At 43.8% G+C, this 21562-nt stretch carries 22 protein-coding genes; 4 read left to right on the top strand and 18 right to left on the bottom strand.

What is annotated here, in order from left to right; translation table 11 throughout:
- Window positions 1–129 precede the first annotated feature (129 nt).
- Window positions 130–615: a methylated-DNA--[protein]-cysteine S-methyltransferase gene (locus tag Xets_RS02785; RefSeq protein WP_099131086.1), complete on the top strand. Its 486-nt coding sequence runs from the start codon at window positions 130–132 to the stop codon at window positions 613–615.
- Between the two features lie 189 nt (window positions 616–804).
- Window positions 805–1014: a transcription antiterminator/RNA stability regulator CspE gene (cspE, locus tag Xets_RS02780; protein ID WP_047769142.1), complete on the top strand. Its 210-nt coding sequence runs from the start codon at window positions 805–807 to the stop codon at window positions 1012–1014.
- Between the two features lie 79 nt (window positions 1015–1093).
- On the opposite strand, the gene crcB is transcribed toward cspE, so the two are convergent.
- From crcB to lipB, 3 genes are all read right to left on the bottom strand, one after another.
- The gene (crcB, locus tag Xets_RS02775) at window positions 1094–1468 is read right to left on the bottom strand and encodes a fluoride efflux transporter CrcB (RefSeq protein ID WP_099131087.1); all 375 of its coding nucleotides are present in this window, start codon (window positions 1466–1468) and stop codon (window positions 1094–1096) included.
- Window positions 1469–1483: 15 nt separating this feature from the next.
- Complete coding sequence (lipA, locus tag Xets_RS02770) at window positions 1484–2449, bottom strand: lipoyl synthase (protein WP_099131088.1); 966 nt, start codon at window positions 2447–2449, stop codon at window positions 1484–1486.
- A gap of 118 nt (window positions 2450–2567) precedes the next feature.
- The gene (gene lipB / locus Xets_RS02765) at window positions 2568–3215 is read right to left on the bottom strand and encodes a lipoyl(octanoyl) transferase LipB (protein WP_187651141.1); all 648 of its coding nucleotides are present in this window, start codon (window positions 3213–3215) and stop codon (window positions 2568–2570) included.
- A gap of 171 nt (window positions 3216–3386) precedes the next feature.
- Between lipB and Xets_RS02760 the strand changes: the two genes are divergently transcribed.
- Window positions 3387–4847, top strand: a complete 1461-nt coding sequence (locus Xets_RS02760; RefSeq protein ID WP_187651131.1) for a TrkH family potassium uptake protein — start codon at window positions 3387–3389, stop codon at window positions 4845–4847.
- 192 nt (window positions 4848–5039) lie between these two features.
- On the top strand, window positions 5040–5963 hold the full coding sequence (locus tag Xets_RS02755; RefSeq protein ID WP_187651130.1) for a siderophore-interacting protein: 924 nt from the start codon (window positions 5040–5042) through the stop codon (window positions 5961–5963).
- A gap of 96 nt (window positions 5964–6059) precedes the next feature.
- On the opposite strand, the gene ybeD is transcribed toward Xets_RS02755, so the two are convergent.
- The 15 genes from ybeD to Xets_RS02680 all read right to left on the bottom strand — a co-directional run bounded on the left by ybeD (window position 6060) and on the right by Xets_RS02680 (window position 20994).
- Window positions 6060–6323 carry a DUF493 family protein YbeD gene (gene ybeD, locus Xets_RS02750; protein ID WP_187651129.1) on the bottom strand — a complete coding sequence of 88 codons (264 nt, stop codon included), beginning with the start codon at window positions 6321–6323 and terminating at the stop codon, window positions 6060–6062.
- A 109-nt stretch (window positions 6324–6432) separates the two neighbouring features.
- Window positions 6433–7641, bottom strand: coding sequence for a D-alanyl-D-alanine carboxypeptidase DacA (dacA, locus tag Xets_RS02745; protein ID WP_099131092.1), 1209 nt, complete (start codon window positions 7639–7641; stop codon window positions 6433–6435).
- 176 nt (window positions 7642–7817) lie between these two features.
- On the bottom strand, window positions 7818–8741 hold the full coding sequence (rlpA, locus tag Xets_RS02740) for an endolytic peptidoglycan transglycosylase RlpA (RefSeq protein WP_187651128.1): 924 nt from the start codon (window positions 8739–8741) through the stop codon (window positions 7818–7820).
- Between the two features lie 12 nt (window positions 8742–8753).
- Entirely contained in the window at window positions 8754–9866 is a 1113-nt protein-coding gene (gene mrdB, locus Xets_RS02735) for a peptidoglycan glycosyltransferase MrdB (RefSeq protein ID WP_187651127.1), read from the bottom strand.
- Window positions 9867–9882: 16 nt separating this feature from the next.
- Window positions 9883–11793 carry a peptidoglycan DD-transpeptidase MrdA gene (mrdA, locus tag Xets_RS02730; RefSeq protein ID WP_187651126.1) on the bottom strand — a complete coding sequence of 637 codons (1911 nt, stop codon included), beginning with the start codon at window positions 11791–11793 and terminating at the stop codon, window positions 9883–9885.
- Window positions 11794–11829: 36 nt separating this feature from the next.
- Window positions 11830–12300 (bottom strand): 23S rRNA (pseudouridine(1915)-N(3))-methyltransferase RlmH, encoded by a 471-nt coding sequence (rlmH, locus tag Xets_RS02725; RefSeq protein WP_047769160.1) that lies wholly within the window; start codon window positions 12298–12300, stop codon window positions 11830–11832.
- Between the two features lie 2 nt (window positions 12301–12302).
- A complete protein-coding gene (gene rsfS, locus Xets_RS02720) occupies window positions 12303–12629 on the bottom strand; it encodes a ribosome silencing factor (RefSeq protein ID WP_074018466.1) in 327 nt (108 codons plus the stop codon).
- A gap of 95 nt (window positions 12630–12724) precedes the next feature.
- Window positions 12725–13465, bottom strand: coding sequence for a nicotinate-nucleotide adenylyltransferase (nadD, locus tag Xets_RS02715; protein WP_099131096.1), 741 nt, complete (start codon window positions 13463–13465; stop codon window positions 12725–12727).
- On the bottom strand, window positions 13458–14489 hold the full coding sequence (holA, locus tag Xets_RS02710; RefSeq protein ID WP_099131097.1) for a DNA polymerase III subunit delta: 1032 nt from the start codon (window positions 14487–14489) through the stop codon (window positions 13458–13460). Before holA ends, nadD begins: the two co-directional genes overlap by 8 nt.
- Window positions 14489–15046: an LPS assembly lipoprotein LptE gene (gene lptE / locus Xets_RS02705; protein ID WP_099131098.1), complete on the bottom strand. Its 558-nt coding sequence runs from the start codon at window positions 15044–15046 to the stop codon at window positions 14489–14491. Before lptE ends, holA begins: the two co-directional genes overlap by 1 nt.
- An 18-nt stretch (window positions 15047–15064) precedes the next feature.
- Window positions 15065–17647 carry a leucine--tRNA ligase gene (gene leuS / locus Xets_RS02700; protein ID WP_187651125.1) on the bottom strand — a complete coding sequence of 861 codons (2583 nt, stop codon included), beginning with the start codon at window positions 17645–17647 and terminating at the stop codon, window positions 15065–15067.
- A gap of 198 nt (window positions 17648–17845) precedes the next feature.
- On the bottom strand, window positions 17846–18571 hold the full coding sequence (locus Xets_RS02695; RefSeq protein ID WP_099131100.1) for an amino acid ABC transporter ATP-binding protein: 726 nt from the start codon (window positions 18569–18571) through the stop codon (window positions 17846–17848).
- On the bottom strand, window positions 18571–19245 hold the full coding sequence (gene gltK / locus Xets_RS02690) for a glutamate/aspartate ABC transporter permease GltK (RefSeq protein ID WP_099131101.1): 675 nt from the start codon (window positions 19243–19245) through the stop codon (window positions 18571–18573). The genes Xets_RS02695 and gltK overlap by 1 nt, the downstream gene beginning before the upstream one ends.
- A 3-nt stretch (window positions 19246–19248) precedes the next feature.
- Window positions 19249–19989, bottom strand: a complete 741-nt coding sequence (locus tag Xets_RS02685; protein ID WP_099131102.1) for an amino acid ABC transporter permease — start codon at window positions 19987–19989, stop codon at window positions 19249–19251.
- A gap of 117 nt (window positions 19990–20106) precedes the next feature.
- Complete coding sequence (locus Xets_RS02680; RefSeq protein ID WP_143707507.1) at window positions 20107–20994, bottom strand: glutamate/aspartate ABC transporter substrate-binding protein; 888 nt, start codon at window positions 20992–20994, stop codon at window positions 20107–20109.
- Window positions 20995–21562 lie beyond the last annotated feature (568 nt).

The raw sequence follows: 21562 nt of genomic DNA, 5'->3' as shown, positions 1-21562 counted from the left end.
TGTCAGAGGGCGCAATGGTTTCTTTATCAAATTGTCAGATGTGTAACCGAATTCATCATTGCAAATTGATGAATGAGAGATTTAGGCTAGTACAGAAATTTTCAATAATAAATTAAATGGAGGTAGTTTATGTATCATCATTACCTGAATACTCCAGAAGGATTTCCCAAGCCTTATGTACATATCACTGCGGACGATGAAGGAGTAACCAGTATCTATTTCGTCAACGAAAAGAAAGAATTAGAATCAAAGAGTGTGATAACCAAACAGTGCGCGAAAGAGCTGCAAGAATATTTTAAAGGGAAACGACTAACGTTTACCGTTCCTTTAAGTATGCAGGGAACTGAATTCCAAAAGCGTGTTTGGCAGCAACTTTGTAAAATTCCTTATGGCGAAATGTGGAGTTATAAACAATTGGCACTAACGTTGGGATCGGTAAATTATTGTCGTGCGGTTGGTATGGCGAATTCACGCAACCCTATTTCATTAATTGTGCCTTGTCATCGGGTGATTGGACATGATGGTAAATTGGTTGGCTATACCGGTGGGCTGGATATCAAAAGGTGGCTACTCGATCATGAAAAGAATAGAAAGGTAAAAAGTAAACAGAATTAAAATAAAACGCTAATTTATTTGTGAAATCACCATTGGCGTATAAAATCAATCAATGTAATTAAACAAAAAGTGTGTTTTTTTACATTCGGTTATATGTTTCGTGATCTATGTTGCAGACAGTGGACTATATTATTTGCTGTACTGTACGTGACACAGAGTTCGTGTCTTTTTTATTAAAGGTAAGTTTTAATGTCAAAAATTAAAGGTAACGTTAAGTGGTTTAATGAATCCAAAGGATTTGGTTTTATCACTCCAGAAGATGGTAGTAAAGATGTTTTTGTACACTTTTCCGCCATTCAGTCTAGCGGATTCAAAACTCTGGCTGAAGGCCAAAAAGTAGAGTTTGAAATTACTGAGGGTGCGAAAGGTCCATCTGCTGCAAACGTTGTCGCAATCTAATTTCGAATCCCGTATTCTGAAAACCCGTTTTGCTAACGGGTTTTTTTATCTTATCATTTTTTAGATAGTTATAAGATCCTTACAGTTTGTTCATCACTGCAAAAGCTAATACTGTCATCAACAATGAACCGATCACATTCACCAAAATGCTAAACAGTGCCCAACCTATTTTTCCTGCTTGCAATAGATAAATCACTTCAGCAGAAAAGGTGGAAAAGGTCGTTAGCCCACCGCAAAACCCTGTCGTTAGCATGAACTTCCAAACCGGATCGAGATGTGTAGCTTTGTTAAAATAGGCCAAACCCAATCCAATGATAAATGCGCCAACACAATTAGCCGTCAGCGTACCAACGGCAATCGAGGAAGAAGGAGTGTTCAAACGGAGGCTGATGAGCCAGCGTAATACACTACCCAGGCCACCACCAATAAATACAGCAAATATAATATTCATCATGATGGTGGCAACAGATTATTTGACTTCTATGCCTTTGGCCTGCAAGTCAGCATGGTACGAAGAGCGAACAAACGGACCACAGGCAGCATGGGTAAAGCCCATTTCTAACGCGGCTTCTTTCATTTCATCGAATTCAGCGGGGCTGACATAACGCTGTACTGGCAGGTGATGGCGGCTTGGTTGTAAATATTGCCCTAATGTCAGCATGGTGACACCGTGGCTACGCAAATCACGCATGACTTCTAAAATTTCTTCGTTGGTTTCGCCTAATCCCACCATTAAGCCTGATTTAGTTGGGATATCTGGATGTGCTTCTTTGAATTTTTCCAGCAATTTTAATGACCAGTCATAGTTAGCACCGGGACGAACCTGACGATAAACCCGTGGCACGTTTTCCAAATTGTGGTTGAACACATCAGGGGGAGTTGCAGTCAGAATTTCCAGCGCACGATCCATACGGCCGCGAAAGTCCGGTACTAAAGTTTCAATCCTAATTGATGGGCTTTTTTCACGAATAGCCGTAATACAGTCAGCAAAATGTTGTGCACCACCATCGCGCAGATCGTCACGGTCAACAGATGTAATAACGACATAACGCAGCCCCATATCCTGGATAGTCTGCGCAAGCTTGATAGGTTCATTTGCATCAGGTGCATTTGGACGACCATGAGCTACGTCACAGAATGGACAGCGACGAGTACAGATGGCGCCAAGGATCATAAAAGTGGCGGTTCCGTGGTTAAAACACTCAGCAAGGTTAGGGCAGGAGGCTTCTTCACAGACAGAATGCAACCCATTTTTGCGCATTGCCGCTTTGATACCCTGAATGCGGCTGGAATCCGCAGGAAGTTTGATTTTCATCCACTCAGGTTTACGCAAGAGTGCTTCACGTTCTGTGGCAATTGTTTTCACAGGGATCAAAGCCATCTTGTCTGCGTCGCGGTATTTGACACCACGTTCCATCTGAATTGGTTTACTCATAATCGTGCTGCTTCCAGTTATATTCTTCAGATTTTGATTTATTGCCTGATGGTTATGAGAAAAATATCGAGGCAAATAAATCCATTCAAATTTTTTTGAAAAATGTTAAAAAATTATATCATCTTTCGTCGATGAGTTGGAATCCCAAGATCTGACAGAATTTTTCCACCAGAATGGGTTGTACATCTTCAATGGTCACTCCGGTGACGAAATCACTGAGTTGGATCATTTGCATTCCTGCATAACCACAAGGGTTTATGCGTAAAAATGGTTGTAAGTCCATTGCAATATTTAGTGCCAAACCGTGGAAAGAGCATCCTTTTCGGATACGCAACCCAAGGGAACATATTTTGTTACCTGCGACATAAACTCCGGGGGCATCTGGGCGAGCACATGATTCCACGCCAAAATGTGCCAGCGTTGCGATTACGGTATTTTCGATTGAAGTGACCAATTGACGCACCCCAATTTTTGACCGTTTCAAGTCAATCAAAACATACATGACCTGCTGTCCGGGACCATGATAAGTGATCTGTCCCCCTCTATCTGACTGGACAACAGGGATATCACCCGGTGCAAGTATATGCTCAGCTTTGCCAGCCTGACCTTGCGTAAATACTTTTTCGTGTTGGACAAGCCAGATTTCATCAGGTGTTTCCGCTGTACGTTGCTCGGTGAACTGGTGCATGGCATCAGAAACCGGTTCGTAGGGCTGAATGCCTAACTGGCGTAAAATAACGGTGTTATGTTGCAATGGAAATTTCATCATTCATTAACAAAAAGTGCCCGTCAGTATAACGCTGTAAGATGATTCCCACCAGTTTGAGAATGCCTTAATACAATAATATTGTTAATTAGACGAATATATTTTTATTTTATATTATCATGGTTATATATTTTGACGATTTTCCCTTTAATCTCCTGTTTGAGCTAGCAGATGGTCAAAAAAAACCAATTTCTGATTGTTGGGCATCTTTGTAGTTTTTTGGTGCTCCTTTACAGCCTCTCTATGTTGCTGCCTACTTTTGTGGCTCTGTTTTATAAAGAAAAAAGTGTTTTTGCTTTTTTTGAGACATTTGTCATTGGCTTAGTTACAGGTGGAATAGGCTGGTATTTTACCCGTAAAATCAAGGCGCAGCCCAGTACGCAAGATGGATTTCTTATCATTGTGCTTTTTTGGTTGTTGTTCTCATTGCTCAGTGCCTTGCCTTTTGTGCTCGACAAAAGTTTAAATATTAATCTGGTGGATGCAATGTTTGAAGGGATATCTGGCATTACAACCACCGGAGCCACGGTATTGAATGATGTCTCAGCCCTGCCAAAGTCCGTGCTCTATTATCGCGCTCAGCTTAATTTTATTGGTGGCTTGGGTGTCATCGTCCTGGCCGTTGCCATCTTGCCTTTACTGGGGATTGGTGGTGCCAAATTATATCAATCAGAAATGCCTTGTCCTTTCAAAGAAGAACGGTTGACTCCACGGCTTGCGGACAGTGCTAAAAGTTTGTGGGTAGTATATTTATTGCTGGGCGGACTTTGTTCGGCCAGTTTTTGGGTCGCAGGAATGTCGTGGTTTGATGCTATCTGTCATGGGATCTCAACGGTTTCTTTGGGCGGATTTTCTACCCGCAATGAGAGTCTTGGCTATTACGACAGCGCAGCCATTGAAATGGTGGGAGGCATTTTTTCAGTTCTGTCAGCAGTCAACTTTACGCTCTATTTTGTTGCTCTGACGCGCAGGAGTTTAAAGCCGCTGCTAAAAAATGCTGAACTGCAATTTTTCTTACTGGTACTGGCGGCGATAGTTGTCATTATCTGGTTAGAATTATACCGTTCAGGCATGTATGGTGTGACAGAAGCCTTTGTTCACGGTTTTTTCATGACCAGTTCTATGATGACGGATAATGGTTTGGCGACTTCTGATTACGCTCAATGGCCTCCCCATACGATCTTGCTGTTGCTGGCAGTGAGTTTTTTTGGTGGCTGCGTAGGCTCAACGTGTGGAGGCATTAAAGCCCTCCGTTTTATGATCCTGGCAAAACAGAGTGTGAGTGAGATTAATCAGCTCATTCATCCAAATGCCATCTCGACGATTAAAATCGGAAAATCTGTGGTTCAGGAAAGAGTACTGCGCTCTGTCTGGGGGTTCTTCTTCCTCTATGTTTTTTTTAGTTGTTTCTTTATTTGGGCATTGAACTTGCTCGGTTATGATTTGATGACTTCATTTGCCACTGTTGCTGCTTGTATTAATAACATGGGGATAGGATATGGCGCGACGGTGCAAGGCTTCGGCAATCTTGACCCTATAGCGAAATGGATGATGTGTGCGGCTATGTTATTGGGACGGTTGGAAATTTACCCAATACTGATTTTATGTTCAAAAGCGTTTTGGCGTTTTTGAGTGACAATTTTTCCCATTTATCATTTTTTGGACTGCTGATATTAAAAATATTGACGGTCGTTTCGGGGCATCCTTATCGATTTTAATAGAAACAATTATCATTATTATATTGATTTGAATTACCATCTGATCTAGGTTGTATAATATTTTATCAATCAAGAGAATAACAAACCTGTTTGTTAATATAATATTATGTCTTCAACTTACTCTATTTTTAACTTGTTCTTGAAAGAACGTATCACGGTATCACCCTCTATTTTGCGTTGTGTTTTCGAAGGTTCTGAAGTGCATAAAATGCGGCAGCATGCGCCCGATCAACGTATTAAGCTATTATTTCCTCAAGCAAGCAATCCTTCACTGCAAATAAAAGAGGGAAAAGACTGGTACAGTAACTACATGTCTATCCCTAAAGAAGAACGTCCTGTAATGAGAACATACACATTAAGGGCGCTACGCATCGAAGACAATGAGATGGATGTAGAGTTTGTCTTACATGGTAAAAATACGCCGGTATCCAATTGGTTGAAGCAGGCTAATCCAGGCGCTCCTTTACAGATTGTCGCCCCGAAAGTTGATTCCAATGCTGGCTCAATAAATGGGGCTGATGGCTGCGAGTGGAAGCCGCCAGCACAGGTCCGTCAGGTGTTGCTGATTGCTGATGAGACGGCTTTACCCGCGGCATTGGGTATCCTTGAGGAATTATCATTAAATGAGAATCCTCCTGATGTACAGGCATTTTTTGAAGTTCCCAAGCAAGGGGATTGCATTAATATAGAGAAATTTAAATTCGCCAATGTATTTTGGTTGCCTCGTGAGGTTAAAGTTGGGTATGGATATGGTGAGCGCCTGCTGGAGGCAGTACGTGAGCATGTTATTTTGCCGGCGTCAGCACTTACTGAAGTGCAGTCCCTGACTGAAACTGTTTCACCAGACGGCACATTATGGGAAAGGGCTGAAAATGAAAATCAGGCTAACTGTTTTTATGCTTGGGTTGCAGCAGAATCATCTGCTGTAAAGAATCTACGCCGTTATTTGCTCCAAGAGCGTCATTTAGATCGAACATTAATTAATTTTATGGCGTATTGGGCTAAGTCTCCAAGAGATAACCATGCCTGAATCTGACTAAATGTTTTTTTATTGGCAATGCGCTGACGTATAAATCAGCGCATTGTGTTTCAGCGAATTATATTTCAGTAAATTGTGATTGCACCATTACAGCACAACGCGAACCAACTCCAGCTTACCTAACTCTTCATACAGCGTTTCAACTTGCTCAATATGTGTCGCATTGATGGTAATGGATACGGAATGGTAGTTACCCTGGCTGCTGGGTTTCACAACTGGAGAGTAATCGCCCGGGGCATGGCGTTGAACCACTTCAATAACATGATCCACCAGCTCAGGTTGAGCCAAACCCATCACCTTGTAGGTGAATGAGCAGGGGAACTCAAGTAGTTCATTTAATTTCGTTTTCATGGGCGCTCCTAAAATATTTGCCACGGCATAATGGTTGATTTGCCGTGGCGTGATAATTTTTTTAACGATATCTAATTTAATATAGGCTCAATATCTGGCTTTCAAGAGATCAGCCGAACCAGTGATGAAACATCAGTCGAATATAGTCGATCAGGCGGCTGAAGAAACCACCTTCTTTTACTTCCTGCATCACAACCAATGGGCGTTGTTCAATGGTTTTACCATCAAGCTGGAAGTTGATAGTTCCAACAACTTGATTTTTAGCAAGTGGTGCATGTAATTCGGTATTGTTCAATACATAGCTGGCTTTCAGGTCTTTCAAACGGCCACGGGGAATAGTCAGGTAAACATTTTTGTCAACGCCCAGTTGGACTTTATCAGTGTCACCAAACCAAATTGGCTCTGACGCAAATTCTTTACCAACTTGCAGTGGTGAAACCGTTTCGAAGAAACGGAAGCCCCAGGTCAGTAACTTTTTGCTGTCGGTTTCACGTCCTTTGGAGGTTGGGCTGCCCATCACCGCAGAAATCAGGCGCATATTGCCTTCGGTAGCAGAAGCAACAAGGTTATATCCTGCGCCGCTGGTATGGCCTGTTTTAATGCCGTCGACATTCAGGCTCTGATCCCATAGCAAGCCATTACGATTAGGCTGATGAATATTGTTGTAAGTAAAGTCTTTTTCTTTGTAGATAGCGTATTCATCCGGAACATCGCGGATTAGTGCCTGGCCAATCAAAGCCATATCATGGGCAGAGCTGTATTGACCATTGGCATCCAAGCCATGAACGGTTTGAAAATGGGTATTTTTCAGTCCCAAACTTTGCACATACTGATTCATCAAACTGACGAACGCATCTTGGCTGCCTGCCACATAGTCTGCCATAGCAACACAGGCATCATTGCCAGATTGCAAGTTGATACCGCGGGAAAGCATAGCGACAGAAACTTGGTCACCGGGTTTTAAAAACATCAAAGATGAGCCTTTAAATACCGGATTACCCGTTGCCCAGGCATCTTTACCTACAGTAACGATATCTTCCGTTTTGATTTTTCCTGATTTGATGGCCTGGCCAATGACGTAGCTGGTCATCATTTTGGTCAGACTTGCGGGATCGCGGCGGATATCTGCATTCTTTTCGGCTAATACCTTTCCTGAGTTGTAATCAATCAGAATATAGGCTTCTGAATCCAGTTCTGGTACACCGGGGATCATGGTTTTGAAATTATCATCCGCGTAGGCAGATGCGGAAACGCTGGCAGCCAGAACAATGCCTAACGTGGCTCTTTTAATAAAACGGGAAGTAACTATGTATTTCATGATTGATTAGATAACATCCGTGAGAGAAGGATTGATAATAAATGATATAATAACAAATGAAAAAAAAGCTGACATTAAACAAAACCGGGTGCAGCAGATTTTATCTGCCTGCTGACAGGAAAATATCAGCAGGCGGTGATGCTATTTATCGCGTTATCGTGATTGTGTTGCATGAATCAGGGAGCAACAATAAACGAAGATTGCTGCATCTGATCTGTCAATTTCTTTTGCAATTCCATAGCTTGCTGGCGGTTATTGAATGGTCCTAGCTGAACGCGATAGACGCTACCAAATTGGGAAATGCGCCCTTGAACGTTAAAGCGCTGGCTCAATGACTGTTGCCATTCTTTGGCTTTTTGTTCAGCACTGATTGCACCTACTTGCACCATGTAACCGTTTGTTGATTCAGGTGCAGGTGTTGTAGTGGTTTGTTCAGCTGCTGGTTGTGGTTGCTTCTCTGTATTTTCGTCAGTAGAACTGCTTGTTACAGCAGGAGGCGTTGGTGATTGAGAACTAAGATTAGGTATTTCAGGTAAAGCAAAGCTCTGTTTAACAATCGTTGATCCTTCTGTTCCCAAACCGGAAAGTGAGCCATCAGGTGAAATGAGAATACCATCCAATTTCACTTTGCTTTGTGGCATCAAATTGAGCCGTTCTGCTGCTGCATGAGATAATTCAATGATTTTTCCCGGCTTATTGTAAGGGCCTCGATCATTGACTCTAACAATCATCATGCGTCCATTGCTTAAATTGGTGATACGAACATAACTTGGAATAGGCAGTGTCGGGTGCGCTGCCGTTAAAGCATAGGGACTTGCTCGTTCACCAATTGCTGTCAGTTTTCCATTGGTTTCTTCACCGAACCAACTGGCATAGCCTGTCTGGGTAAAGTGAGCAGGATCTTGCACTATGTGATAGGTTTGCCCATCCCGCTGATAATCACGGTTGGCACTTGGATGGTAAGGCTCATATTGAGGCTCCGCCCCCAAAACATCACGAGTTGGAACTGGGGGAAGAGAAGTTGTCCGATCGCTACCTGTTGTGGTACAACCTGATATCAATACAGCTACGATGCTAAGTATAAGCCACTGTTGACGCATGAAACTTCTTCCTCATAAGCTTTTGGACAATAATTTACGATGCGTGTGTATCGACATGATAATGCCGACCCCCGCCATTAGGACAATTAATGCTGATCCCCCATAACTAATCAACGGTAGAGGAACACCGACTACCGGCAGGATACCGCTTACCATGCCGATATTGACAAAAACATAGACAAAGAAAATCAGTACCAACCCTCCGACCATGACTCGGCCAAAAGTATTCTGCGCCTTGGTTGCAATAAACAATCCACGCATAATAACCAGCAAGTAGAGTACGAGCAAAACTAGGACGCCAATTAACCCCAGCTCTTCCGACAGAACAGCGAAAATAAAGTCGGTATGTCGCTCTGGCAGGAATTCCAACTGCGATTGAGTGCCTTGCAACCAGCCTTTTCCAAACATTCCCCCTGAGCCAATAGCAATTTTGGACTGAATGATATGGTAGCCTTTGCCCAATGGATCACTTTCTGGATCTAATAGCATCATAACGCGGGCGCGTTGGTAATCATGCATCAGGAAGAACCACAAAATTGGGATGAAACAGGCAAGCAGTAAAACGGCAATGCCAATGAGTTTCCAATTCATTCCTGCTAGAAATAGGATGAATATCCCAGAAGCGGCAATCAGAATAGATGTGCCTAAATCGGGTTGTGCTGCTACCAGTAGAGTAGGAACAAAGATCAAAACCAGCGCAATGCCCGTATTTTTCAGCGAAGGTGGACAGAGATCTCGATTCATAAAGCGAGCCACCATCAAAGGTACAGCGATTTTGGCAATTTCTGACGGCTGGAAACGTACAATGCCCAGATCCAACCAGCGCTGCGCTCCTTTACTAATCTGTCCAAAAACATCAACGAAGATAAGTAGAACAACACAGACAATATAGAGATAAGGTGCCCAATTTTCGTACATACGTGGAGGAACCTGAGCCAAGACAAGCATCATTATAAGACCCATGATGACCTGCCCTATCTTTCGCTCCATCATATCAATGTCTTGCCCACTGGCGCTCCACATAATGAAAAGGCTGTAGACCAGTAATGCCAGAACGCATAGCAGTAATGGAATATCTATATGTAATCGGGTCCAGAAAGGAACCTTGTTTGATGAGTCTGTCATGGTGTTACTCAATTAATTAGTTTCTGTTCTGGGTCGCTTGATTTACTCCTGTCTCCGCAGAGGAGCTGGCAGGAGAGGTGTTTTTGTTATCCCTGAGTAAAATATGATCCAGAATTTGACGAACAATAGTGCCAACAGGCGGCCCAGAGCCACCATTTTCAAGAATGATGGAAACGGCAACCGTCGGGTTGTCATAGGGCGCAAAGGCAATCATCAGTTTATGGTCACGTAGATGTTCAGCAAGTTTACTCGCATTGTAGGTTTCATAACTGAAAACCTGAGCAGTACCTGATTTAACGGCCGCTTTATATGGCGTACCGGCAAAGGCTCTGCGCGCTGTACCATTTGGGGCATTGGCAACACCATACATGCCATCTTTAGCAATTTCCCAATACCCAGAATGAATATCCCCAATAGGTTCGCTGGTTGGCGACTGGTAAGGTTGCATTTCGCCATTGACACGAGTATTCATCAAGAAATGGGGTGTTTTCACTACTCCATCGTTAATCAAGATCATTAAGGCTTTTACCATCTGCATAGGCGTTGCAGTCCAGTATCCTTGACCGATACCAACGGAAATCGTATCGCCTTGATACCACGGTTTTTTATAGCGCTTGAGTTTCCATTCACGGGTAGGCATATTGCCGGGATTTTCTTCTTTCAGATCGATACCAGTAAATTGACCATAGCCGAATTTTGTCATCCATTCAGACAGTTTATCGATACCCATATCATAGGCGACTTGATAGAAAAAAGTATCCGCTGATTCAACAATCGATTTATGCACATTCAGTTTGCCATGTCCCCAGCGTTTCCAATCACGGTAACGTTTTTCTGAGCCTGGCAGTTGCCACCAACCAGGATCATTGATTGTTGTATTCTTGGTGATGACATCACTACTGAGGGCTGCAACGGCAATAAAAGGTTTCACTGTTGATGCTGGTGGGTAAGCACCTTGTGTGGCACGGTTAATTAAGGGGCGATTGGGGTCATTGAGCAGAGATTTATAGTCCTGACTCGAAATACCATCGACAAACAGATTCGGATCATAGCTTGGATTGGATACCATAGCTAAAACCTCCCCTGTACGCGGATCGGTAACAACAACACCTGCGCGGCTGGTCGTCAGTATCTCTTCAATATAGGTTTGTAACTCTAAGTCGATTGACAGGTAAATATCTTTGCCAGCTTGTGGTGGTTGTTCATGTAGCTGGCGGATCACTTTACCGCGGTTGTTGACTTCGACTTCTTCATAACCCGGTTTGCCATGCAGGATAGATTCGTAATAACGTTCAATACCCAGTTTTCCGATATCGTGGGTAGCTGCGTAGTCTGCAAGAATACCTTCTTTTTCTAGTCGTTCTACATCCTTGTCGTTGATTTTGGCAACATAGCCGATCACATGGGTGAGAGCGGAGCCGTAAGGGTAATAGCGACGTTGGTAGCCCTTGATTTCTAATCCCGTAAAGCGATATTGATTGACGGAGAACCGAGCAACCTGAACTGGGGTTAATGATGTTTTTAGAGGAATAGAGGTAAAACGGCGTGCGCGTTGACGCTCTTTTTTGAAGGTTTCAATATCTTCATCAGTCAGTCCAACGACGGAGCGCAGTTCATTTAATGTCTTATCAAGGTCAGTGACTTTTTGTGGCACGATTTCTAACTGATAAATAGTTCGGTTAGCTGCCAGCGGTGTGCCATTACGGTCATAAATGATGCCCCTGCTCGGGGCTATGGGAACAAGCTTAATACGATTTCCATTCGATCGGGTCTGGTAATCTTCGTGGCGTGTAATCTGGAGATGATAAAGATTGGCAAATAGGATGCCTGTTAAAATAATAATGCCCATAAACGCCACGAATGCGCGGCGTATGAATAAGGCCGATTCAGCCGAATGATCGCGAAAAGGGGTTCGTTGATTCTTCATCCCATTGCCAGAATTCACGGTGTCAGGTTACCCAATTTATTCCCGATGATAAGGGTGGTTAGTAGTGATGCTCCACGCCCGATAAAGACTCTCCGCAACCAGAACTCGTACAAGAGGATGCGGCATGGTTAAAGGAGAAAGTGACCAGCTTTGTTCCGCGGCTGCTTTGCAGGCAGGGGCCAAACCTTCAGGGCCTCCAATTAACAGGCTGACATTTCTGCCATCCAGCTTCCAGCGTTCAAGCTGTTGTGCCAATTGTGGGGTATCCCAACGAGAGCCAGGAATATCCAGAGTCACAATACGATTACCTTTACCAACGGCAGCCAGCATCTGTTCACCTTCTTTTTCCAGAATGCGCTTGATGTCAGCATTTTTGCCTCGTTTTCCCGCTGGAATTTCAATAAGCTCAAAAGGCATATCCTTGGGAAAACGATTCAAATAATCCATAAAGCCGGTCTGTACCCAGTCCGGCATTTTTGTTCCTACAGCAACCAGTTGTAACTTCAAACTCAGCTCCAGAGTTTTTCCAGTTCGTACATACGGCGGCTGTCTTCTTGCATTACATGGACCATGATTTCGCCGAGATCGACGACTATCCAGTCTGAAATGCCTTGCCCTTCAACACCTAAAGGCATAATGCCGGCTTGGCGACAGTCATCCACCAGATTATCTGCCACAGACATCAGATGGCGATTTGATGTTCCTGTGCAGATAACCATGCAGTCAGTAATGCTGGATTTTCCACGAACGTCTATAGAAACAATATCTTGTGCTTTGGAATCTTCAAGTTTATCAATAACAAATTGTTGTAGTTCTGTGCCTTGCAAAAGGATCACCTTTATTTCATAAAATTGGTTGGGTAACGCAGAATAATAGCATGCCAATCTCTATAAAAGTAAGCGAGTTGGCTGCAAATCACCGCATAGTTTCGTTATTTCTTATATAGCCCCTGTGAATCGATATAATTTTGTATCGATGGGGGAAGCAAGTCATCACAGCTTATCCCTTGTAGGTGACGCTGGCGAATATCTGTTGCTGAAATGTTTAACAACGGAGTGGCTGCCAGGTAAATATAACCGTGTGGTTTTTGGCTCAGAGAGAGTGGAGAATCAATTTGGTACTTTTCAAACCATGATTGCATTCCTGGAGCCGAAAGTTGACTTTGATAACCCGGACGGGAGCAGACTAACAGATGACAAATGTCGAGCAATTCTTCCCATTTATACCAGGTATGAATGGTTTGTAATGAATCCTGACCAATGATGAATGCCAATGGATGTTGCTCGCCGATTTCCTGGCGAAAGGATTTCAGTGTTTCTACTGTGTAAGAGGGAGCTTGTCGCTCTAGCTCACGGGTATCCACGGTAAACAGAGGGTTATCCCGCACCGCCAGACGAACCATTTCCAGTCGTTGCTGGGTGGTTGCCTCCGGTTGAGGACGGTGCGGGGGGACATGATTCGGTAATAAGATTACTTGCTTGAGTCCTACTAATTGAGCCAATGCTTCCACAGGACGCAAATGACCATAATGAATAGGATCGAATGTACCACCGAATAAAGCCTGAATAACAGGAGTATTCCCATTGGTTGTAGAATCAATGGCATTGATTGGGGCAATATTTGTTGAATCAATATCTTGATCGATATTGATTGGATCGATAGATTCAAGCATTCAGGAAGCTCTCTGGTAATGGTTTTCCGCATAACAACATGGAAAGCGTTTCCAGGTCAGCCCAAATGGATTGGCTATAATCCTGTTTGACGCGCAGTTCCATCTGGGTCAACAAATGTATGGCAGATTGCAGTTCTCGCTGTGACAGGCGCTGTAGTGCGGTTGACAGCAATGTTCTGCGATTTTGCCAAATCTTGTGTTGATCAAACAAAGTTTTCAAAGGGACGGTCGTATATTGACGCTTAAGTACCAGCAACAGCATTAGCTCCCGCTGTATGGTACGGAGTAAAATAATCGTCTCGGTATCTTCTTGCCGAAGTTGTTTCAATATATGCCATGCCCGCTTTATTTTTCCTGCCAACAAAGCATCAACCCAATGATAGGGAGAAAAGTGAGCCGCATCGTTGACAGCTTCTTCTACGCGAGGAAGTGTCAATCTATTATCAGGATAGAGCAGGGAAAGGCGTTCCAGGGCCTGGGCCATTGCCAATAGATTTCCTTCATAGCAATAGCAGAGTAATTGATTGGCTTCATTTTCCAGTAATAGCCCCATGTTTTTGGCACGTTGTGCCACCCATTGTGGCAGACGATTTTGCTCAGGTGTCAAGCAACTGACATATACCCCATTTTGCCCAATCGCTTTGAACCACGGGCTATTTTCTTGTGCTTTGGTAAGCTTGTGTCCACGCAATATCAGCAAAATATCTGAATGTAGCAACCCTGACAGTTTGGTCAGCCGCTCTGCTATTGCGGCATTTGGGCCATTTTCTGGCAGCAGCAGGTTGAGAGACTGGCGACTGGCAAACAAGCTAAGTGACTGACACAGACTGAAGATTTCATCCCAATCGGTATGGTTATCCAATGTAAAGGTGAAATGCTCCATAAAGCCATGTTGTTCAGCCACCTTGCGGATGCTGTCTTGACTTTCCTGTAATAATAATGGCTCATTGCCCCACAACAGGTAGCTGCCTCGCAGCTCTTCATTGAGCTGCGAAAGCAGTTGTTCAGGATACAGTCGGATCATTATTTCTGTGTAGCCGCAGCTTTTTGGGTTGCCTCGGCTTTGAGGAGTTCTGCACTATGGACGGTCAGCAATTGGCGCATAAGCTGGCGGGCAGCCTGTTCGCGCATTTCCTGCTTAACCAGTTCATCTTCTGCATCCTTTGCCAGTGCTTCCAAAGGGTTATCGAAAAATGAACGATCAACCTTCGCCTGCAATGGATAGATGCTACCATCCGGCATCAGAACTTGTGCATCAACATTCAATACCAACAGGCGTTCAGCCGCTTTACCATCCTGAAAGATAGAAACTGTCTCTTTGTTTTCATTAGAGCCAACCAGTTTCAGGATAGGTACTGAAGCATCACCATTTTCAATAATTTTGACATCGTTCAGCCGAAGTTGCTGGCGTACTGCCCGTGCCAGAGGCCCATAAGGGTCACCAGAACTTAATTGCAATGTTTGCAGTTCTTTTGGTACCTGTGTTGTGCCCTGAATATGGAAACCGCAGCCAGCGGTGACTAGCACCGCTAACCCGAACAACAAGGTGTAAATATGACGTCGTAGATTATTTTCTACCACAAATAGGGTCTCCTGTTATCAGCCTACAACCAGATTCAGTAACTTACCTGGAACATAGATGACTTTGCGGATACTGACGCCTTCAAGATATTTCTTCACACCGTATTCTTGCATTGCCATCTCTTGGACATACTCTTTTGTTGCATCTGCCGGTACCGTAATGCGGCCACGAACCTTACCGTTAATTTGGATAATTACCAGTTTAGTATCGTCTACCATTGCCTGCTCATCAGCTTGTGGCCATGCGGCAGTGTCAATGTCATCTTCATTACCAAGCGCTTTCCACATGACGAAGCAAGCGTGTGGTGTAATAGGTGAAAGCATACGTACAATCGCAGTTACTGCTTCTTGCATCAGAGCACGATCTTGCTCTGTTTCCTGTGGCGCGCGAGTCAGTTTATTCATTAGCTCCATAATGGCCGCAATGGCGGTGTTGAACGCTTGACGGCGACCAATATCGTCAGTGACTTTCGCGATGGTTTTGTGTAAATCACGGCGCAGATCTTTTTGTTCTGTAGTCAGGTTGCTGACATGCAGTGGCTGGGTGGCTCCTTTATTGCTGTGTTCATGAACCAGACGCCAAACACGTTTCAGGAAGCGGTTAGCCCCTTCAACGCCAGATTCTTGCCATTCCAGAGTCAGTTCTGGTGGTGCAGCGAACATCATGAACAGACGAACAGTATCGGCACCGTATTTATCGACCATAACTTGTGGATCGATACCGTTGTTTTTGGATTTCGACATTTTGCTCATGCCGGTATAAACCAGTTCATGACCATCTTTATCCGTTGCTTTTACAATACGGCCTTTCTCGTCGCGCTCAACAATGGCATCAGCCGGAGATACCCAGATTTTCTCGCCGCTGTTGCCAGTGTAGTAGAAGGCATCAGCCAGAACCATGCCTTGGCATAGCAGGCGCTTGGCAGGTTCATCAGAGTTGACCATACCAGAATCGCGCATCAATTTGTGGAAGAAGCGGAAGTACATCAGGTGCATGATAGCGTGTTCAATACCACCGATGTATTGATCCACTGGCAACCAATAGTTGGCTGCAGTCGGGTCCAACATACCTTTATCATAATCTGGGCAGGTATAGCGTGCGTAATACCATGAGGATTCCATAAAGGTATCAAAGGTATCGGTTTCAAGCCGTGCTGGCTGACCATTGATGGTTGTTTTTGCCCATTCAGGATCAGCTTTGATTGGGCTGGTGATCCCATCCATCACGACATCTTCTGGCAAAATTACCGGCAATTGATCTTCCGGAACAGGAACAACCGTGCCATCTTCGAGTGTTGCCATTGGTATTGGAGCACCCCAATAACGTTGACGAGAAACACCCCAGTCGCGCAGGCGGTAATTGACCTTACGTTGTCCGACACCCATTGCAACCAGTTTGTCTGCGATAGCATTGAAGCCTTCTTCATGGTTCAGGCCACTGAATTCGCCGGAATTGACCAGTGAATTTTTGTCAGTAACAGCCGCTTCCTCAACGTTTGGTACATTACCATCGTTGTCAAGAATAACGGCTTTTATTGGCAGGTTGTACTTAGTGGCAAATTCCCAGTCACGTTGATCGTGTCCTGGAACAGCCATAACCGCACCTGTGCCGTATTCCATCAGGACAAAATTGGCAACCCAGATGGCGAGTTTTTCGTTGGTCAATGGATGAATGACAAACATGCCTGTTGGCATACCTTTTTTCTCCATTGTTGCCATATCAGCTTCGGCAACTTTGGTATTACGGCATTCGTCGATGAATTTCTCTAGTTCAGGATTATTTTCCGCAGCCTGTTTTGCCAGAGGATGACCAGCCGCCACAGCGACATAGGTTGCTCCCATGAATGTATCCGGGCGTGTGGTATAAACGGTGAGTTTTTCTTGGCTGTCAGCAACATTGAACGTGATTTCGACACCTTCAGAACGGCCAATCCAGTTGCGCTGCATAGTTTTGACCTGTTCTGGCCAATCTTCCAGTTTATCCAGATCGTTTAGCAGCTCTTCTGCATAATCGGTGATCTTGATAAACCATTGTGGGATCTCTTTACGCTCAACCTGGGTGTCACAACGCCAGCAGCAGCCATCAATAACCTGTTCATTAGCGAGAACAGTTAGGTCATGCGGGCACCAGTTAACTGCGGAGGTTTTTTTGTATACCAGACCCTTTTCGTACAATTGAGTGAAAAACCACTGTTCCCAGCGGTAATACTCTGGCGTACAGGTGGTGACTTCACGATCCCAATCATAGCCAAAACCCAGTTTTTTTAACTGGTTTTTCATGTACTCAATGTTGGAATAAGTCCACGGGGCAGGGGAGGTATTATTCTTGACCGCAGCACCTTCTGCTGGCAGGCCAAATGCATCCCACCCGATGGGTTGCAGTACGTTTTTGCCCAGCATGCGCTGGTAACGGGAAATCACATCACCAATGGTGTAGTTACGGACATGGCCCATATGTAGTCGGCCAGAAGGATAAGGTAGCATGGACAGGCAATAGTATTTTTCTTTGCGGCTGTCTTCTGTCACTTTGAACGTTTGCTTCTCTTGCCAATGAAGCTGGACTTGTTGTTCTATGTCTTCTGGACGATATTGTTCTTGCATGGCACCGATAATCCTATGGTGAGTAATAAAGCTACGCCTTTAGCGCGTTTGGTTTGTTGATGAAATCAAAGATTCCATAGCATAGCTGATAAGGGATAGGGGCAACAACTCTTGTTAAAGGAGGAATGCGGAAAATTACTTATTTTTAGGGGAAATTTAAGATCGGCGGCAGTTTTGCCTTCCGCCGATGAGGAAAAATCAGTGCAGAATTTTCGCCAGAAAGTCGCGAGCACGTTCTGATTTCGGGTTGGCAAAGAAATCTTCTTTCTTACTGTCTTCGACAATTTTACCTTCATCCATAAAAATAACGCGATGTGCCACTTTCTTGGCAAATCCCATTTCATGGGTTACCACCATCATGGTCATGCCCTCGTTCGCCAATTCCACCATGACATCCAGTACTTCATTAATCATTTCAGGATCAAGAGCGGAAGTAGGCTCATCAAACAGCATAGCAATAGGATCCATGCAGAGTGCTCGGGCAATGGCAACACGTTGTTGTTGACCACCGGAGAGTTGTGCAGGGAATTTATCCGCATGGCTGGCTAACCCAACTCGCTCCAGCAGTTTTAAGCCTTTTTCAGTCGCTTTTTTCTTGTCGCGCTTTAACACTTTAACCTGAGCCAGTGTCAGGTTTTCAATAATCGATAGGTGAGGAAAAAGTTCAAAGTGCTGAAATACCATTCCCACCTTGGAGCGCAATTGTGCCAGATTGGTGTTTTTGTCATTGACTTTTGTATCATTTACTCGAATTTCACCTTGCTGGACAGGTTCAAGGCCATTGACCGTTTTTATCAGTGTGGATTTGCCGGAACCAGAAGGCCCACAGACCACGACTACTTCGCCTTTTTTGACTTCAGTTGAGCAGTCAGTAAGAACCTGAAATTGGCCATACCATTTGGATACATTTTTCAGGGAAATCATCAAACAGTCCTTTTCTTCAAATAGTTAACCAGCATAGAAGCGGAAAAACTAATCACAAAATAAACAAAGCCAGCAAACAGAACCATTTCAATCTGGGTTCCATCGCGCTCACCAATATTCGTTGCTGTACGGAAAAAATCCGCCAGACTCAATACATATACCAGAGAAGTATCCTGGAATAATACAATGCCTTGTGTTAGCAGCAATGGGATCATTGCCCGAAATGCTTGTGGCAGTATGACCAGCCGCATGCTTTGTAGTTGAGTCATACCTAGTGCCAGCGCAGCGGAAGATTGCCCGCGGGAAATGCTCTGGATACCTGCTCGAATTATTTCGGAGTAATAAGCTGCTTCAAAGAGCGAGAAAGCTACCATTGCAGAAATTAAACGGATATCGGTTTTTGGTGATATGCCTAGAATATTTTGTAATAAGTTAGGCACAATCAGATAAAACCACAGTAATACCATCACCAGTGGAACCGAGCGGAAAAGGTTAACATATAGGGCTGCAAACCAGCTCAATGCCTTGCTGGATGAGAGGCGCATCATCGCCAGAATGGTTCCCCAGACAATGCCTATGATAACGGCTGTCACGGTAATTTTTGCCGTTATCAACAATCCATCCAGAAGAAAGGGCAAACTTGGTACAATCGAACTCCAGTCAAACTGATACATTTCTTATCGCCCTCCCATATTGCCGGGTAAACGTACTTTTTTCTCCAGTATGCTCATGGCAAGCATAATCACCAGGTTGATACCCACATAAGCCAATGTGATCGCTGTGAATGATTCATAGGCGTGTGCGGAATAATCCAGTAATTTACCAGCCTGGGCGGCCATATCGACCAAACCGATTGTGGAAGCAATGGCTGAGTTTTTCACCAAATTGAGCATTTCCGAGGTCATTGGGGGAATGATCACCCGATAGGCGTTTGGCAGCAGAACGTAACGATAGGTTTGTGGCAAGGTTAAACCCATTGCCAGACCGGCGGCTTTTTGCCCTCTTGGAAGTGATTGGATTGCCGCGCGCATTTGCTCGCATACACGGGCAGCAGTGAATAACCCTAAGCAGATGACTGAGGAGATAAAAAATTGAATATTGGGGTCCAGCTCCATTTTAAACCAATCGCTTAGGCTTTTGGGCAAAAACTCAGGAACTACCAAATACCAGGTAAAAAATTGGACAATAAGAGGAACATTACGAAATAACTCCACATAACAGGTTCCAAGCCCGGAAAGGAATTTATTCGGAACTGTACGGAGAATACCGAACAATGAACCGACAACGAATGCAATGATCCAGGCGCAGGCGGAAAGTGCCACCGTCACCTGAAAACCAGAAATAAGCCACCCCAGATAGGTGGTATTACCAAAAGGGGCGGCTTGTAAAAAGATGCCCCAATCCCAATTAGCGGACATAATCGAACTCCCTGATATGGGGTTAGCTGTCATTCATCGAATTTAAGTCTGGAAAAAATGAGGTAGGGAACGACTACCTCATACCCGTCTTGCCAATCAAATCGGGATTTTGATTAGTTAATTCAATGCGTTATCGTTTGGTGATTTAAACAAAGCTCTCATTTCATCTGACATGGAGAAGTTTAAATTCAGGTTTTTAGGTGGAATGGGTTCTTTAAACCAGCGATCAAACATTTTTTCTGCTTCACCGGAGGTTTGTGTTTTGGCAATAACGTTATCAATCAATTTCTTGAATTGAAGATCATCTTTGCGCAGCATACAACCGTATGCTTCTTCCGATTGTGGTTTGCCAACAATGATCCATTGGTCGGGTTTTTTGGCTTTCGCGCGTTCACCGGCGAGCAAGGCATCGTCCATCATAAAAGCGACAGCACGGCCTGACTCCAGGGTACGGAATGAATCACCGTGGTCTTTGGCACTGATGATACGCATTTTCATTTGCTTCTCATCATTGAGCTTATTTAACAAGATTTCAGAAGTTGTACCGGAAGTGACAACGACATTTTTTCCTGCCAGATCATCAAATTCTTTGATGCCTGAATCTTTTTTGGTCAGCAGACGAGTACCGACGGAAAAAATGGTATTGGAGAATGCCGCTTGTTTCTGTCGTTCAACGTTGTTGGTAGTAGAGCCACATTCAAAATCGAAAGTACCGTTTTGTAGCAGGGGAATGCGGTTCTGGGAGGTAATCGGGATCAGCTTAACTTGCAAATTAGGCATATCCAGCGTTTTCTTGACGGTATCAACGATTAGGTTGGAATAATCTTGGGAATAACCAACGACGTTTTGTCGATTATCGTAGTAAGAGAATGGAACAGAAGATTCTCGGTGTCCAACAACGATAATGCCATTATCTTTGATTTTTTTCAGTGTTCCTGTCAATTCCTCAGCATGGGCAGCTCCAACTGTGCTAAGCAACATCATGGTTAACATCAACTTACGCATATACAGCTCCTTTATCTGGCTATTTTTTGTGAAATTGGATTTTCTTACAGATAATTGTGTTTCTGCATGTTTCTACATAAATAAGACTGTTGAAACGATTTTTTGGGTTGTTTTGTTTGTGCACTGTAAAAAAATAATTCAAAATGTTACTTTTTTGAAACCATAATGTTTCTGTTTCGCGACCCACATCGCACTATAAATAAACAATTTCATTTATGTATGGTTAAAAAGCGAATAATATTGAATGTTGTTCACACTTTGTGCTATTTAAAATAATGTTCTGTTTTTTCGGGTATTTTATGGTGTGATGTGTGATAAATTTTTGTTATTTAGGTGATAAAATCTATTTTTAAATGAAATCAGGGCATAAGTAATATGCCCTGACCACTATTAACATTTAATTAAAAGAAAATAGAAAATTAACGCGATGCTCGACTTTTATGGTGAGTTGAAATGACATAGCCGCTCCTTTATAACTTTAAGTTGACAAACAAAGAGAAATAAAGGAACAAAAGGCTATGTCACAACAAGATTTTATCATTTGGGTGTTTTGTTGGGTAGAGGATAA

It is taken from the genome of Xenorhabdus sp. TS4, assembly GCF_014467265.1.
GTDB classification, from domain to species: Bacteria; Pseudomonadota; Gammaproteobacteria; order Enterobacterales; family Enterobacteriaceae; genus Xenorhabdus; species Xenorhabdus ehlersii.
Note: the sequence above shows the minus strand (reverse complement) of the source record. Positions and strands in the feature narration are given on the sequence as shown.